Raw genomic sequence first — 15,932 nt, 5'->3', positions numbered from 1 at the left:
GTCTCGACAAGATCGACCAACGAGGTGAACTCGACGCGGCGGCTCTCGCAGCTCAAAGAACTCGAGTCCGAAGCGATCCACATCATTCGCGAGGCGGTCACCGAGCTGGAGCGGCCGGTGCTTCTGTTCTCGGGCGGCAAAGACTCGGTGGTCATGCTGCACCTGGCCGCCAAGGCGTTCTGGCCCGCACCCGTGCCGTTCCCCGTGCTGCACGTCGACACCGGCCACAACTTTCCCGAGGTGCTCGCCTACCGTGACGCCGAGGTCGAGCGGCTGGGCGTCCGGCTGATCGTGGCCAAGGTGCAGGACTACATCGACGACGGACGGCTGCTCGAACGCCCCGACGGCACCCGCAACCCGCTGCAGACCCAGCCGCTGCTGGACGCCATCGCCGAGGGCCGCTTCGACGCCGTGTTCGGCGGCGGACGGCGCGACGAAGAGAAGGCCCGCGCCAAAGAGCGCGTGGTCAGCCTGCGCGACGAGTTCGGGCAGTGGGACCCGCGCAACCAGCGTCCGGAGCTGTGGAACCTGTACAACCCGCGGCACCGGGCCGGCGAGCACGTCCGAGTCTTTCCGCTCAGCAACTGGACCGAGCTCGACGTGTGGCGCTACATCGAGGCCGAGGGCATCGAGTTGCCCGCCCTGTACTACGCCCACGAGCGCGAGGTGTTCAGCCGCGACGGCATGTGGCTGGCGGTCGGCGAGGTGTCGCAGCCCAGGCCGTCCGAACAGGTGGTGACCCGCACCGTGCGCTACCGCACCGTGGGCGACATGTCGTGCACCGGTGCGGTCGAGTCCGACGCCGCCAACGTGGCCGACGTGCTGGCCGAGGTGGCGGCCACCCGCATCACCGAACGCGGCGCCACCCGTGCCGACGACCGCCTCACCGAGGCCGCCATGGAAGACCGCAAGAAAGAGGGCTACTTCTGATGAGCAGCGCAGTTGCGACCCGCGGCACCCTGCTGCGCATGGCGACCGCCGGCAGCGTGGACGACGGCAAGTCGACCCTGGTGGGCCGGCTGCTGCACGACTCCAAATCGGTGCTCACCGACCAGTTGGACGCCGTCGAGCGGGTCAGCCGTGAGAAGGGGCTGGGCATCGTCGACCTGGCGTTGCTCACCGACGGCCTGCGCGCCGAGCGTGAGCAGGGCATCACCATCGACGTGGCCTACCGCTACTTCGCCACCGCCAAGCGCACGTTCGTGCTGGCCGACTGCCCCGGACACGTGCAGTACACCCGCAACACGGTCACCGGCTCGTCGACCGCCGACGTGCTCGTGCTGCTCACCGACGTGCGCAAGGGCGTGCTCGAACAGACCCGCCGGCACCTGGCCGTGGCCGCGCTGCTGCGGGTGCCGCACCTGGTGTTCGCGGTGAACAAGATCGACCTGGTCGACTTCGACCATTCCCGCTTCGAAACCGTCGCCGCCGAACTGGCCGAGGTGGCCAAGGGCCTTGGCGTCGACGACGTGCGCGTGGTGCCGGTGTCGGCGCTGCTGGGCGACAACATCGTCGACCGCTCCGAGCGCACCCCGTGGTACGACGGCCCGAGCCTGCTCGAACTGCTCGAAGACCTGCCCGCGGGCGGTCCGGTCGAGAGCGAATCGTTCCGGTTCCCCGTGCAGTTGACCATTCGACCGCAGGCCGCGGCGCTCGACCCGCAATACGCCGAATACCGCGGTTATGCCGGCCAGATCGCCTCGGGTGTGGTGCGGGTGGGCGACCGGGTGCGCGTGCTGCCGGCCGGCCGCGAAACCACCGTCGTCGGCATCGACTTCGCCGGCACCGAGTTGACCGAGGCGTTCGCGCCCATGTCGGTGACGCTGCGGCTGGCCGACGAGGTCGACATCACCCGCGGCGAGCTGATCGCCGGCGCCGACGACGCGCCGAGCCCCACCCAAGACGTCGACGGACTGGTCTGCTGGCTGTCGGATCGCGCCCTGCGGCCCGGTTCGAAGGTGCTGCTCAAGCACACCACCCGCACCGTGCAGGGCATCGTCAAAGAGATCAAGGGACGGCTCGACCTCGACACCCTGGCACCCGTGCCGGCCGAGGCGTTGACGCTGAACGACATCGGCCGGGTGAGCATCAGGCTGGCCGCCCCGATCGTGGCCGAGAATTACTCCGACTCGCGGCGCACCGGCGCGTTTCTGCTGGTCGACCCGCAGATGGGCAGCACGCTGGCAGCCGGCATGGTGCGCACCACGCTCGGTGGCGACGAGTTCGAAGCCGAGACCCTGGACTGGTCGATCTGATGCCGTCGGTTGATCGCCGGCCGCTGGTGCTGGCCGTGCACGGCACCCGGTCACGGGTCGGCACCGAGACGTCCAAACAGCTGGCCGCCGCAGTGGCCGAGCGACTCGGCGTCGAGACCCACCTGGGCTGGGTCGACATTCACACCCCCACGCTCACCGACACGCTGCGTCGCCTCGGCGAGGCAATCGTGGTGCCGGTGTTTCTGACCAGCGGCTACCACGTCACGTCCGACATTCCGGCAGCCATCGCCGCCGCGGGTTCACGGGCCATCGCCACCCCGCTGATCGGTGCCGACGTGCTGCCCGCCGTGGTCGACCGCCTCGCCGAGGTGGACGACTTCGACGCGGTGGTGCTGGCCGGTGCCGGGTCACTGCGTGATCGGGCGCTCGCCGAGGTGCGGGCGGTGACGAACGAACTTTCCAGGGCCGTGGACCGTCCGGCCCTGGCGGGGTTCGTCACCGCCGCCTCACCCACCGTGCCCGAGGCCGTCGCCGCCCTGCGCGCCGCCGGCCACGCCCGGGTGGCGGTGGCCGCCTACCTGCTGGCGCCGGGCCGGTTCAGCGACGAACTGCAGTTGGCCGGAGCCGACGCGGTGAGCCGTCCGGTCGGCGTGCATCACCTGCTCGTCGACCTCATCGAACAGCGCTGGCGCAGCGCGATCGCCGAATCTCTCGTCGTGTCCCGACCGAAAGCCGTGAATGACTGATCTACTCGACCAACAGCTAAGCTTGACCGGCTCGGCAGATAATTCGGCAGACAACAAGGGGGCGAGGGCCCGCATGGGCGAGGTGCACAGCGTCGATCGTGTGGTCATCCGTTTCGCCGGCGACTCCGGTGACGGCATGCAGTTGACCGGCGATCGGTTCACCTCAGACACCGCGCGGTTGGGCAACGACTTCTCGACGCTGCCGAACTTTCCCGCCGAGATCCGCGCGCCGCAGGGCACCGTCGCGGGGGTGTCGAGCTTTCAGGTGCACTTCGCCGACTTCGACATTCGCACCCCGGGCGACCGCCCCGACGTTCTGGTGGCGATGAACCCGGCCGCCCTGAAGGCCAACCTGCACGACCTGCCGCGCGGCGCGGTGATTCTGGCCGACACCGCCGACTTCACCACCCGCAACCTGGCCAAGCTCGGCTACACCGACAACCCGCTCACCGACGGCACGCTCGAGGCCTACGAGGTGCACGGTTTCGACCTCACCGGGCTGGCGGTGGCCGCCGTGGCGCCGTTCAGGCTGGGCCGCAAAGACGCCGCCCGCACCAAGAACATGTTCGCGCTGGGCCTGTTGAGCTGGCTGTACAGCCGGCCCGAGCAGGGCACGCTCGACTTTCTGGCCCGCAAGTTCGCCGGCAAACCCGACATTCGCGACGCCAACATCGCCGCGTTCAAGGCCGGCTTCGCGTTCGGCGAGACCACCGAGGTGTTCACCGCCCGCTACCAGGTCGCGTCGGCCCCCATGCCGTCGGGCACCTACCGGCAGATCACCGGCAACACCGCGCTGGCCTACGGCCTGATGGCGGGCGCCGCCAAGGCGGGTCTGCAACTGTTCCTGGGCGCCTACCCGATCACCCCGGCGTCCGACGTGCTGCATATTCTGTCGCGCGCCAAAGACCACGGCGTGATCACCCTGCAGGCCGAAGACGAGATCGCGGCCGTGGGTGCCGCCCTGGGCGCCTCGTACGCGGGCGCACTGGGCGTGACCAGCACGTCCGGGCCCGGTATGGCGCTGAAGATGGAGACCATCTCACTGGCGGTGATGCTCGAGCTGCCGCTGGTGATCTGCGACATCCAGCGCGCCGGACCCGCCACCGGCATGCCCACCAAGACCGAGCAGGCCGACCTGTTCCAGGCCGTCTATGGACGGCACGGCGAGGCCCCGCTGCCGGTGATCGCGGCGCAGTCGCCCGGCGACTGTTTCGACACGGCGCTCGAGGCGGTGCGCATCGCGCTGACCTACCGCACGCCGGTGATCCTGCTGTCCGACGGTTACCTGGGCAACGGCGCCGAGCCGTGGGCGGTGCCGAGCCTGGCCGACCTGCCCGCGATCGACCCCGGCTTCGTCACCGAAGCGCCGGCCGAGGGCGAGTTCCTGCCGTACGCGCGTGACGAGAAGCTAGCCAGGCCGCTGGCGATTCCGGGCACGCCGGGTCTGGAGCACCGCATCGGCGGCATCGAGAAGGCGGCCGGCACCGGCAACGTCAGCTACGACCCCGACAACCACGAGTACATGGTGCGGTTGCGGCAGGCGAAGATCGACGGCATCGCCGACGACCTGCCGCCGCTGGTGGTCGAAGACCCGTCGGGGCGGGCCAAGGTGCTGGTGGTGGGCTGGGGCTCCAGCTACGGACCGATCTCGGCGGCCGCCCGCCGGGTGCGGCTGAGCGGACGCGCGGTGGCCACCCTGCACCTGCGCCACCTGAACCCGTTGCCGGCCGACCTGGGCGACATTCTGCGCCGCTACGACCGGGTGATCGTGCCCGAGATGAACCTGGGCCAGTTGGCGATGATTCTGCGCGCGAAGTACCTGGTCGACTGCGAAAGCTATTCGCGGGTGCGCGGGCTGCCGATCTCGTTGTCGGAGCTGGCCGAAGACCTGATCGACGTCATCGACGAGAAGACCCCCAACGACCCGAAGGAGGGCCGATGACCGCCACCGCTCCCGGCCTGGCCGGGGTGCCGCTGTCGCTCACCCCGCTGAACCGCAAGGACTTCACCAGCGACCAGGAGGTGCGTTGGTGCCCCGGTTGCGGCGACTACGCCGTGCTCGCCGCGTTTCAGGGGCTGATGCCGCAACTGGGCATCAAGCGCGAGAACACCGTGATCGTGTCGGGCATCGGCTGCTCGTCACGGTTTCCCTATTACGTCGATTCGTACGGCATGCACTCGATCCACGGCCGCGCGCCGGCGATCGCGACCGGGGTGGCGACGGCGCGTTCCGACCTGGCGGTGTGGGTGATCACCGGTGACGGCGACGCGCTGAGCATCGGCGGCAATCACCTGATCCACGCCCTGCGGCGCAACGTGAACATCACCATTCTGCTGTTCAACAACCGCATCTACGGGCTGACCAAGGGCCAGTACTCACCGACGTCCGAGCTGGGCAAGGTCACCAAGTCGACGCCGGTCGGCTCGGTGGACCACCCGTTCAACCCGATCTCGCTGGCGCTGGGCGCCGAGGCGAGTTTCGTGGCGCGCACCATCGACTCCGACCGGGCGCACCTCACCGAGGTGCTCACCGCCGCGGTCGGGCACCGGGGCGCGGCGCTGGTCGAGATCTACCAGAACTGCCCGATCTTCAACGACGACGCGTTCATCGACCTCAAGGGCCCCAAGGCGCCGGGCGTGATTCGTTTGGTGGACGGCGAGCCGATCACCTTCGGCCCCGACGGCTCGAAGTCTGTGGTGCGCGCGCTGGACGGCACCCTGTCGGTGATCGACACCGCCGACGCCGACCCCGCCCAGGTGGTGGTGCACGACGCGCACGCAGCCGACCCGTCACCGGCGTTCTCACTGTCACGACTCACCGACACCGGTGTGCTGCAGCAGTCCCCCATCGGCATCTTCCGGCAGGTGGAGCGTCCGAGCTTCGACGATCAGGTGCGCGACCAGATCACCATGCCCCAACCCGGCGAGCGCATGAGCGCTCTGCAGGGCCTGATCAACGGCAGCGACACCTGGACGGTCAACTGAGCCTCGGTGCGGGCGCCGGCCTGCCGTCGGTGACCATCGCAGCCTGCAGCAATCCCACGGCCATCGGCAGGTAACCGGCCGGGCCCTCACCGGGCAGCAGGGCCCGCTGCACCGCGTAGCCCGCCACCAGACCGATGAGCACACCCACCAGGTCCTCGGGGTCGATGGCCGGGCTGTTCGCCCGGCACCACGGTGCGACCAGGGTCCGCAAACCGGCCCGCAACGTGTCGAGCTCGACGGTCACCAGCTGCTTCAGGGCCGGGTCGGACTGGGCTCCCGCCCAGATCTGCAGCAGCAGGGCCGGAGTGTGGGCGTCCTTCGCCACCTGCGTCACGGCCGCATTCAGCAACTCGTGCGGCGAGAGATCGGCGGCCGTGTTCAGGATCAGGTGCAAAGGCACGGCCATGGCGCTGCGCCCCACCTCGAGCACCAGACGTTCCTTGCTGCCGAAGTGGTGGTAGATGGCGCCGGCTGACGTTGCCGACCTGGCCACCACTTCCGAAATAGAGGTGCCCGCGACTCCGTTCACCGCGATCAGCTCCGCCGCCGCCGCGATGATCGCCGAGCGTGCGCCGGGCTGCCGTCGCTGCCGCCCCTCCACGAGTTCAGCGTATCGGGCGTGCCGCAGCGGTACGGCCGCTAGCGTGGAACCGACAGAACGATCGTTCTGTAGGAGGCGACATGGCAACCCTCGGCCTGGACATCGGCTCGACGACGGTCAAGGGCGTGGTGCTGCAAGGCACGACGGTGCTGTTCAGTGCCTACCGGCGGCACCATGCGGACGCGCGCGGGGCGCTGCGCGAGTTGCTGAGCGAGGTGGCTCAGGCGTTGCCGGACGGACAGTTCGAGTGCGCGGTCACCGGCTCCGCGGGTCTGGGGGTCGCCGAGGTGATCGGCGTGCCGTTCGTCCAAGAGGTGATGGCCTCCACCGCGGCCGTCGAACGCCTGGTGCCCGACGCGGACGTGGTCATCGAACTCGGCGGCGAGGACGCGAAGATCACCTTTCTGCGGCCCGTGGTCGAGCAGCGCATGAACGGCACCTGCGCCGGCGGCACCGGAGCCTTCATCGACCAGATGGCGAGCCTGTTGCACACCGACGCCCAGGGGCTGGACGAACTGGCGGCCCGCTATCGGCATCTCTACCCGATCGCGTCGCGCTGCGGGGTCTTCGCCAAATCCGACCTGCAACCGTTGCTGAACCAGGGTGCGGCGCACACCGACCTGGCCGCCTCGGTGTTCGCCGCGGTCGCGACCCAGACCATCGCCGGCCTGGCCTGCGGCCACCCGGTTCGGGGCAACGTGGTGTTTCTCGGCGGCCCGCTGCACTTTCTGCCCCAACTTCGCGAGGCCTACCAACGCGCGCTCACCGATCAGGTCACCTCGTTCAGCTGCCCCGCGGACGCACACCTGTTCGTCGCGATCGGAGCGGCCCTGCTGGCCGGCGGATCGTCGCGGAGTTCCGTGGACGATCTGCTGAGCCGGCTCCGTCCGCGGGTCGTCATTCCGCTGGGCAGCAATCGCCTTCGTCCGCTGTTCAACGACCCGGCCGAGCGGGCCGAGTTCGACGACCGACATCGGCTCGCCGGCGTGCCTCGCGGCGAGTTGGCGACGGCGTCCGGGCCGCTCTTCCTCGGCATCGACGCCGGATCGACCACCGTGAAAGCCGTTCTGGTCGACACCTCCGGCGACATCGTCTTCAGCCATTACCAGGGCAGCAACGATCCGGTTCAGGTGTCGATCAGCATTCTGCGGTCGGTGCTCGCTGCGCTGCCCGACGACGCGTATCTGGCCCGTGCGTGCGTGACCGGCTACGGCGAAGGCCTGGTCAGGGCCGCCCTGCGGCTGGACGACGGCGAGATCGAGACCATGGCGCACTACCGGGCCGCCGAACGGGTCTGCCCCGGGGTGACCTCGGTGATCGACATCGGCGGCCAGGACATGAAGTACCTGCGCATCCGCAACGGCGCGGTCGACTCGATCGCGGTCAACGAGGCCTGCTCGTCGGGCTGCGGGTCGTTTCTGCAGACGTTCGCCGCGTCACTCAGCCTCGACATCACCGAGTTCGCTGCCAGTGCCCTGCAGTCGTCGGCTCCGGTCGACCTGGGCACCCGCTGCACGGTGTTCATGAACTCGTCGGTCAAGCAGGCGCAACGCGAGGGCGCCACCGTGGGCGACATCGCCGCGGGGCTGTCGTACTCGGTGATCCGCAACGCCCTCTACAAGGTGATCAAGCTCAAGGATGTCGAGCAACTGGGCGACACCGTGGTGGTGCAGGGCGGAACCTTCCTCAACGACGCGGTGCTCCGGGCGTTCGAACTGCAGACCGGCGCCCGCGTCGTCCGTCCCAACATCGCCGGCCTGATGGGCGCCTTCGGTGCGGCGCTGACCGCCCAGCGCAACTGGCACGAAGGCGAGCGGTCGCAGGCACTGGCCGCAGCCGAACTGGACGACTTCACAGTGCAGACCCGGCTGGACACCTGCCGGCTCTGCCAGAACCATTGCCAGCTGACCATCTCGACTTTCGGCGACGGCAGCCGGCACGTCAGCGGCAATCGGTGCGAGCGCGGCGCCAGCACCGAGCGGGTACCCGCCAAGTCGGAACTGCCGAACCTGTTCGACTACAAGTACCGGCGCCTGTTCGGGTATCGCCGGCTCACCGATGACAAGGCGTTTCGGGGTCAGATCGGCATTCCTCGGGTGCTCAACATGTACGAGAACTACCCGCTCTGGTTCACGATTCTGACCAGCCTCGGCTTTCGGGTGACGATCTCGGGGCGGTCCAGCCACGAGGTGTTCGAACGCGGCATGGAGTCGATCCCGTCCGAGAACGCCTGCTACCCGGCCAAGCTGGCCCACGGCCACATCGAGAACCTGCTCGATCGGGGGATCCGCACCATCTTCTACCCGTGCGTGCCACTGGAGGCCAAACAGGTGGACGCCGCCGACAACCACTTCAACTGCCCGATCGTCGCCTTCTACCCACAGGTGCTGCAACGCAACCTGACCCGGCTGCACGAACCGGGCGTGCGGTTCATGGCGCCGCTGCTCAACCTCGACCAGCCGGTCAAACTGGCCGAGCGGTTGGTCGAGGTGTTCGCCGACTGGAACGTCACGATCGACGAAGCGACAGCCGCGGTCGAGGCCGGCTACGCCGAGGACGCCCGGTTCAAGGCCGACATTCGCGCCGAGGGCGAGCGCGCCCTGGCCTACCTCGCCGAGCACGGGCTGAAGGGCATCGTGCTCGCCGGCCGTCCCTACCACGTCGACCCGGAGGTCAACCACGGCGTGCCGAGCCTGATCAACGGACTGGGAATGGGCGTCCTGACCGAGGACTCTATCGTGGCACCCGAGGCCACCCGGCTCGCCCGGCCGATCCGGGTCCGCGACCAGTGGGCCTACCACACCCGGCTCTACGAAGCCGCCGCCACGGTGGCCCGGCAGCCCGACCTGCATCTTGTGCAGTTGAACTCGTTCGGCTGCGGGGTCGATGCGATCACCACCGATCAGGTGCAAGAGATCCTCGAACAGGCCGGCGACATGTACACCCTGCTGAAGATCGACGAGGTCTCGAATCTGGGTGCGGCCACCATTCGGCTGCGGTCGATGAAGGCGGCGGCCGCCGAGCGCCGCGGCTCGGCGACCGTGAGCACCTACGGCGCCCTGGGCGAACGGGTGTTGTTCGACGAGCACGCGCGCGACACCCACACCATCTACGCGCCCCAGATGGCACCGGTGCATTTCCGGCTGCTGATGCCGGTGTTCCGCAAGCTCGGGTTGCGCATGCGGTTGCTCGAGAAGGCGAGCGCCGACGACATCGAGGTCGGGCTGAAGTACGTCAACAACGACGCCTGCTTCCCGGCGATCATGGTGGTCGGCCAACTGGTCAACAAGATCCGATCCGGCGAGGCCGACCCCCACCGGACGTCCGTCGCCATCACGCAGACCGGCGGCATGTGCCGCGCCACCAACTACGTCGGACTGCTGCGCAAGGCGCTGGCCGACGCCGGGTACCCCCAGGTGCCGGTGCTCGCGATCAGCGTGCAGGGCCTGGAGGCGAACCCCGGGTTCTCGATCACGCCCGGCTTGCTGCACCCGGCGATCCAGGCGCTGGTGCTGGGCGATCTGTTGCAGACCGTGCTGCTGCGGGTTCGGCCCTACGAGGTCGAGCCGGGTGCCGCGAAGGCGCTCTACGACCGCTGGGACGCCGTCTGCCAGGAGTTTCTGCAGTACGGGGGCTACAGTCCGACGCTGGGTCGCAACCTTGGCTACCTCGGGCTGATCAAGCGGATCGTGGCGGCTTTCGACGAGTTGCCGTTGCAGCAGGTGCCCCGCAAACCCCGGGTCGGCATCGTGGGCGAGATCCTGGTCAAGTTCCACCCAGACGCCAACAATCACGTCGTCGACGTGGTCGAGGCCGAGGGTTGTGAGGCGGTTCTGCCCGGAATCGTCCAGTTCTTCCTGATGCCGCTCTATTCGGCCCAGTACCAGTGGGAGAGCCTCGGGATCGGCCCGCGTTCGCATCACGTCAAGAAGCTGGCACTGTGGTTGATCGAGCGCTACCAGCAGCCCGTGGTCGCAGCCCTGCGCCGTACCGGGGGCAAGTTCGATCCGCCACCGGCGATGAAAGACCTGGCCGCGAAGGCCGACGGTATCATCTCGTTGGGCACCCGGGCCGGCGAGAGTTGGCTGCTGACCGCCGAGATGGTCGAACTCATCGAGTTGGGCGCGCCCAACATCATCTGCGCCCAGCCGTTCGCCTGCCTGCCCAACCACGTGGTGGGCAAGGGCATGTTCGCCGAACTGCGGCGCCGTCACCCGCAGGCCAACATCGTCTCGGTGGACTACGATCCCGGCGCGTCCGAGACCAACCAGCTCAACCGGATCAAGCTCATGGTCGCCACCGCGCACAAGCGGCATCGGGCCGGCTCGGGCGAGACTTCGGCAGGGCCCGCAGCCGGGCGAACGTCGGCGCCGGTCTCGCCGGTCGACCTGTGGGACGAGGCAACGGCCGGACGTCTGTGAGGCCGGCCGGCCGCTGCCCCGGTTTTGTCGGTGGCGCCGTCTAGGATCGCCCAAGTGACGACATTTGATCTCGACCCCGCCGTCCGTCCTCAAGACGATCTGTTTCGCCATGTCAATGGCCGTTGGCTGGCCAGCACACCCATTCCCGACGACCGGCCGAGCTACGGCGCCACCCAGGTGTTGCGCGAGCAGGCCGAAGAGGCCGTCCGCGACATCGTGACCGGGCTGCAGAACTCCACGCCGGGCAGTGAGGCGGCGAAGGTCGAAAACCTGTTCGCCTCATTCATGAACACCGACGAGGTCGAACGGCGCGGGCTCGATCCGGTGGCGGCTTTGCTGGCCGAGGTCGACGCCATCGACTCGGTGCCGGCGCTGCTCGACTACTTCGGTCGCAGCATTCTGCGCGGCACCGGGTCGCCGGTCGCACTCGACGTGGAGTCCGACCCCGGCGACCCGACCCGTTATGCCCTGTTCGCCATGCAATCGGGCCTGGGGCTGCCCGACGAGGAGTACTACCGCGACGACAAGTTCGCCGACATTCGCGACGCCTACGTGACGCACGTCGCTGACACCCTCACCCTGGCCGGGCTGGACGCCGATCAGGCCCGGCTGGTGATGCAACTCGAAACCGAGATTGCCAAGCGGCACTGGAACAAGGTGCGCACCCGTGATCTGCGGCAGATGTACAACCCGACCCGTCCCGAGGTGTTCGCGCAACGGGTCGACTGGCTGCGCATGCTCGGTGCCGCGCAGGTGCCGCCGGTGGACCAGTTGATCGACGGGCAGCCGTCGTTCATGAGCGAGCTCGCCGAGCTGATCGACGAGGAATGGCTGTCGTCGTGGCGGGCCTGGGCGCGCTGGCATCTGCTGTCGGCGCTGTCGCCGTACCTGCCCGAAGCGTTCGTGGCCAGCAGGTTCGCCTTCTACGGCACCGTGCTGAACGGCATTCCGACCAACCGTGCGCGCTGGAAGCGCGGCATCACCTTGGTGGAACGCTGCCTGGGTGAGGCCGTCGGCCGGCTCTACGTCGAGCGGCACTTCTCGCCCGTGGCCAAGCAGCGCATGGACGAGCTCGTCGCCAACCTGGTCGAGGCGTACCGGCAGTCGATCAGTGAGCTGGACTGGATGACCGAGGCCACCCGCACCCAGTCGCTCGACAAGCTGAGCAAGTTCGTGTCGAAGATCGGCTACCCCGACCAGTGGCGCGACTATTCGGCGCTGGTGATCGAAGCCGACGACCTGGTCGGCAACGTGCTGCGGTCGTCCGCCTTCGAGCACGCCTACGAGTGGTCGAAGCTGGGCGGCCCGATCAAGAAGCACGAGTGGTTGATGACCCCGCAGACGGTCAACGCCTACTACCACCCGCTGCGCAACGAGATCGTGTTTCCGGCCGCCATTCTGCAGCCGCCGTTCTTCGACGAGCACGCCGACGAGGCCGTCAACTACGGCGCCATCGGCGCGGTGATCGGCCACGAGATCGGCCACGGCTTCGACGACCAGGGCTCGACCTGCGACGGCGACGGCAAGCTGCGCAACTGGTGGACCGACGACGACCGGGCCGCCTTCGAAGACCGCACCAAGGCCCTGATCGAGCAGTACAACGAGCTGGAGCCCGACGAGACGCCGGGTCACCATGTGAACGGCGAGCTGACCATCGGCGAGAACATCGGCGACCTGGGTGGGCTGTCGATCGCCCACCGGGCGTGGTTGCTGGCGGTGGGCGACCAAGACGTCGAACCGATCGACGGCCTGACCGGCGAGCAGCGGCTGTTCATGTCGTGGGCGCGGGCGTGGCAGCACAAGGCTCGGCCCGAGGCGCTGATCACCCAACTCACCACCGACCCGCATTCGCCCGACGAGTTTCGCTGCAACCAGGTGGTGCGCAACATCGAAGAGTTCTACTCCGCCTTCGGCGTCACGGGTGACGACGAGCTGTGGATGGCGCCCGAGCTTCGGGTGAAGATCTGGTGAGTGCCCGCTGCACTCTGATCCTGCGACCGCTCACGGCCGCCGACGAAGTGCCCATGCGCCGCATGCAAGCCGAGCTGGCCGCGGAGGGGTTCGACCTGTTGCCCGAAGGGCACACCTGGGCCGAGGTGATGGGGCGAGCCGAGCGCGAGGCGTCCGGCGTCGACCTGGAGCCCGGACGGGTACGCGCCGACTTTCTGGTCGCCGAGGTCGGCCGCGACGTGGTTGGACGGGCCTCGGTGCGCTACGCCCTCACCGACTGGCTGCACCACTACGGGGGCCACATCGGTTACGCGGTGGCCCCTGCGCATCGGCTCAAGGGGTATGCCGGCGAGATGCTGCGGCAGTCGCTGCAGCGACTGGCGGCGGCCGGCGTCGATCGGGCCCTGGTCACCTGCGACGAGGGCAACGTGGGGTCTGCGCGGGTGATCGAGGGTGCCGGCGGGGTGCTCGAGAATGTGGTCGACGTGGGCGGCGGGCTTATGCGGCGCCGGTATTGGATCGACGTTTTCACCCACGCATGACGACTGGGGTGCTCAACGCAGGGCTGCGTGCTGCCGTACCCGCTGGCCTCGAAGTCTGACAGGGGCTCGGTGCCACCCGACCACAGCACGGTGCCTTCGGGCAGGTCATTGATGTCGCCGGTCAGCTTCCACCCGTGTGACGATTGGCTCGTCACCGAGTAGTACAGGGTGAGCGTGTCGGTGTTCATGCCCGTGGGTCTGCGGTCGGTGACGCGATACCCCGTCAGTTGGCCGGCGTACAACGCCAACTCGGTGGCCGGCGTCGCGGCGTCGACGAAGCGGGCCTGCCATTCGACCATGGCCGTTGTGGCCGGCCACCACGGTGACGGACGCCTCGGCGAAACCCCCGGCACAGACCGATCGCAGCAGCAGCCGATCGTTCTGGCGCAGAACGTAGGCGGGGCCGCCCTCGATCGACTCACCCTGCGCGCGGCTCGACGTTGACGGGCTGATCGACGGCGTGGGTGCGTCCGTGCAGCCGGCGAGCATGGCCAGGCACACCGCGACGGCAGCGACTCGCCACTGCCAGTGACAGACAGACGGCATCGAGGGGTCCTTTCGGACGGTGAACGTGGTGGTACCGGTGTCGCTCACGGCGGTGCCAAGTCGCACCCCGAGCGGGTTTTCCACGATGAGCAAGCAATCCCTGCCGATGAATCAGACGAAGCTGACTGACAAAGTCGCGGCGCGCAGGTCTTGCGTGCCCACGTCATTCCGGCGGACGCCGGAATCTCACGACGTGGCCGCGCGAGCGGACTCGTGCGCCGCAACCTGATCTGGCGAGGTAGAGATCCCGGCATTCGCCGGGATGACCGTGGTCGGACGCGCGGAATCTCACGACGTGGCAGCGAGGAGATCCATTCACCGGCTCGTGACCCCGCTAGGCAGAGATCCCGGCATCCGCCGGCATGACAGGGTTGGGTGACGGGATGACAGGGTTGGATGTCGGGATGACGGACGTGCGACGAGCCTCACCAGACCCAGCAGGTGCTGGTGAAACAGCGGCTCACCGGTCAGCTCGGGGTGAAACGCCAGCCCGATGATGCTGCCCTGTTGCACGGCCACCACCCGTCCGGCGTGCTGGGCGAGCACCTGAACGTCGGCACCCACGCGTTCGACCGCGGGAGCCCGAATGAACGCCACCGACGCCAGCCCCCACCGGGTGGCCAGGGGCACCTCGGCCGAGGCGAGCTGCGGGCCGAACGCGTTGCGGCGAACGTCCACATCGAGCACGCCCAGGCTCTGCTGCCCCGGCGCCGGGTCGAGCACGCCCTGCGCGAGCAGAATCAGCCCCGCACAGGTGGCCAGCGTGGGCAGTCCGTCGGCGATCAGTCGGCGTAGCGGGTCGAACAACCCCGTCGACCTGGCCAGCCGGTCGATCACCGACGATTCACCGCCGGGCAGCGCCAGCGCGTCCAGGTCGCGCAACTGGTCGGGTCGACGCACCAGCACCGGCTCGGCTCCAAGCTCGGCCAGCAGGGCGGCGTGTTCGCGCACGCCGCCCTGCAGGGCCAGAACGCCGACTCTCACCAGCCGCGTTCGGCGAGCCGGTGCGGCGCGGGCACGTCGGCCACGTTGATGCCGACCATGGCCTCGCCCAGGCCGCGCGACACCCGGGCGATCAGTTCGGGGTCGTCGTAGCCGGCGGTCGCGGCGACGATCGCCGCGGCCCGCTTGGCCGGGTCGCCCGACTTGAAGATGCCCGAGCCCACGAACACGCCGTCGGCGCCCAACTGCATCATCATGGCCGCATCAGCCGGGGTGGCGACCCCGCCGGCCACGAACAGCACCACGGGCAGCTTTCCGGCCTCGGCCACGTGACGCACGAGCTCGTAGGGCGCCTGCAGGTTCTTGGCCGCCACGTAGAGCTCGTCGGGGTTGCTGCGCCAGGTGGCGCTCAGGCCGGCGATCTCGCCGCGGATCGTCCTCAGGTGGCGGGTGGCTTCGGACACGTCGCCAGTGCCGGCCTCGCCCTTGGATCGGATCATGGCCGCACCCTCGGTGATGCGGCGCAGCGCCTCGCCGAGGTTGGTGGCACCGCACACGAACGGCACCGTGAAGCCGCGCTTGTCGATGTGATGGGCGTAGTCGGCGGGCGAGAGCACCTCGGACTCGTCGATGTAGTCGACGCCGAGCTGTTGCAGCACCTGGGCCTCGACGAAGTGGCCGATGCGGGCCTTGGCCATCACCGGAATGGTGACCGCGTCGATGATTCCGCTGATCAGGTCGGGGTCGCTCATGCGCGCCACGCCGCCCTGGGCGCGAATGTCGGCGGGCACCCGCTCGAGCGCCATCACGGCCACGGCGCCGGCATCTTCGGCGATTCGGGCCTGCTCGGGGGTGACCACGTCCATGATCACGCCGCCCTTCAGCATGTCGGCGAGGCCGCTCTTGACCAGGTCGGTGCCCGTGCGGGGCGCGTCGTTCACAAGTGTCATGCGCCAAGCCTTGCGGCCGAACTGGTCTGAGCC

Annotated in this window: 12 protein-coding genes; 9 read left to right on the top strand and 3 right to left on the bottom strand. The window is 68.8% G+C overall.

The genetic code is table 11. From position 1 onward, the window contains the following. The first annotated feature begins 24 nt into the window (after nucleotides 1–24). From cysD to MPLG2_RS01685, 5 genes are all read left to right on the top strand, one after another. Nucleotides 25–930: a sulfate adenylyltransferase subunit CysD gene (cysD, locus tag MPLG2_RS18775; protein ID WP_231935942.1), complete on the top strand. Its 906-nt coding sequence runs from the start codon at nucleotides 25–27 to the stop codon at nucleotides 928–930. Further along, nucleotides 930–2,255 carry a sulfate adenylyltransferase subunit 1 gene (locus tag MPLG2_RS01700; RefSeq protein WP_105184650.1) on the top strand — a complete coding sequence of 442 codons (1,326 nt, stop codon included), beginning with the start codon at nucleotides 930–932 and terminating at the stop codon, nucleotides 2,253–2,255. Before cysD ends, MPLG2_RS01700 begins: the two co-directional genes overlap by 1 nt. After that, nucleotides 2,255–2,962, top strand: coding sequence for a sirohydrochlorin chelatase (locus MPLG2_RS01695; protein ID WP_105184649.1), 708 nt, complete (start codon nucleotides 2,255–2,257; stop codon nucleotides 2,960–2,962). Before MPLG2_RS01700 ends, MPLG2_RS01695 begins: the two co-directional genes overlap by 1 nt. A 73-nt stretch (nucleotides 2,963–3,035) precedes the next feature. After that, complete coding sequence (locus tag MPLG2_RS01690) at nucleotides 3,036–4,904, top strand: 2-oxoacid:acceptor oxidoreductase subunit alpha (protein ID WP_105184648.1); 1,869 nt, start codon at nucleotides 3,036–3,038, stop codon at nucleotides 4,902–4,904. After that, complete coding sequence (locus MPLG2_RS01685) at nucleotides 4,901–5,947, top strand: 2-oxoacid:ferredoxin oxidoreductase subunit beta (RefSeq protein WP_105184647.1); 1,047 nt, start codon at nucleotides 4,901–4,903, stop codon at nucleotides 5,945–5,947. Before MPLG2_RS01690 ends, MPLG2_RS01685 begins: the two co-directional genes overlap by 4 nt. On the opposite strand, the gene MPLG2_RS01680 is transcribed toward MPLG2_RS01685, so the two are convergent. Continuing rightward, a complete protein-coding gene (locus MPLG2_RS01680) occupies nucleotides 5,940–6,548 on the bottom strand; it encodes a TetR/AcrR family transcriptional regulator (RefSeq protein WP_158680781.1) in 609 nt (202 codons plus the stop codon). The two genes, MPLG2_RS01685 and MPLG2_RS01680, sit on opposite strands and share 8 nt — an antisense overlap. An 80-nt stretch (nucleotides 6,549–6,628) precedes the next feature. Here MPLG2_RS01680 and MPLG2_RS01675 point away from each other — a divergent pair, with 80 nt between their 5' ends. The 4 genes from MPLG2_RS01675 (at nucleotide 6,629) to MPLG2_RS01660 (ending at nucleotide 13,905) form a co-directional block, all read left to right on the top strand. Continuing rightward, nucleotides 6,629–10,969 (top strand): acyl-CoA dehydratase activase-related protein, encoded by a 4,341-nt coding sequence (locus MPLG2_RS01675; RefSeq protein WP_105184645.1) that lies wholly within the window; start codon nucleotides 6,629–6,631, stop codon nucleotides 10,967–10,969. A gap of 54 nt (nucleotides 10,970–11,023) precedes the next feature. Then, on the top strand, nucleotides 11,024–12,940 hold the full coding sequence (locus MPLG2_RS01670; protein WP_197710038.1) for a M13 family metallopeptidase: 1,917 nt from the start codon (nucleotides 11,024–11,026) through the stop codon (nucleotides 12,938–12,940). Continuing rightward, a complete protein-coding gene (locus MPLG2_RS01665) occupies nucleotides 12,904–13,461 on the top strand; it encodes a GNAT family N-acetyltransferase (protein WP_331826934.1) in 558 nt (185 codons plus the stop codon). The genes MPLG2_RS01670 and MPLG2_RS01665 overlap by 37 nt, the downstream gene beginning before the upstream one ends. 207 nt (nucleotides 13,462–13,668) lie before the next feature. Further along, entirely contained in the window at nucleotides 13,669–13,905 is a 237-nt protein-coding gene (locus MPLG2_RS01660) for a hypothetical protein (RefSeq protein ID WP_158680780.1), read from the top strand. A 417-nt stretch (nucleotides 13,906–14,322) separates the two neighbouring features. On the opposite strand, the gene pdxT is transcribed toward MPLG2_RS01660, so the two are convergent. Both pdxT and pdxS read right to left on the bottom strand, forming a co-directional pair. After that, nucleotides 14,323–14,991, bottom strand: a complete 669-nt coding sequence (gene pdxT / locus MPLG2_RS01655; RefSeq protein WP_231935747.1) for a pyridoxal 5'-phosphate synthase glutaminase subunit PdxT — start codon at nucleotides 14,989–14,991, stop codon at nucleotides 14,323–14,325. After that, a complete protein-coding gene (gene pdxS / locus MPLG2_RS01650) occupies nucleotides 14,988–15,899 on the bottom strand; it encodes a pyridoxal 5'-phosphate synthase lyase subunit PdxS (RefSeq protein WP_105187404.1) in 912 nt (303 codons plus the stop codon). Before pdxS ends, pdxT begins: the two co-directional genes overlap by 4 nt. Between the last annotated feature and the right edge of the window lie 33 nt (nucleotides 15,900–15,932).

The organism is Micropruina glycogenica (assembly GCF_900289045.1).
GTDB lineage: Bacteria > Actinomycetota > Actinomycetes > Propionibacteriales > Propionibacteriaceae > Micropruina > Micropruina glycogenica.
Note: the sequence above shows the minus strand (reverse complement) of the source record. Positions and strands in the feature narration are given on the sequence as shown.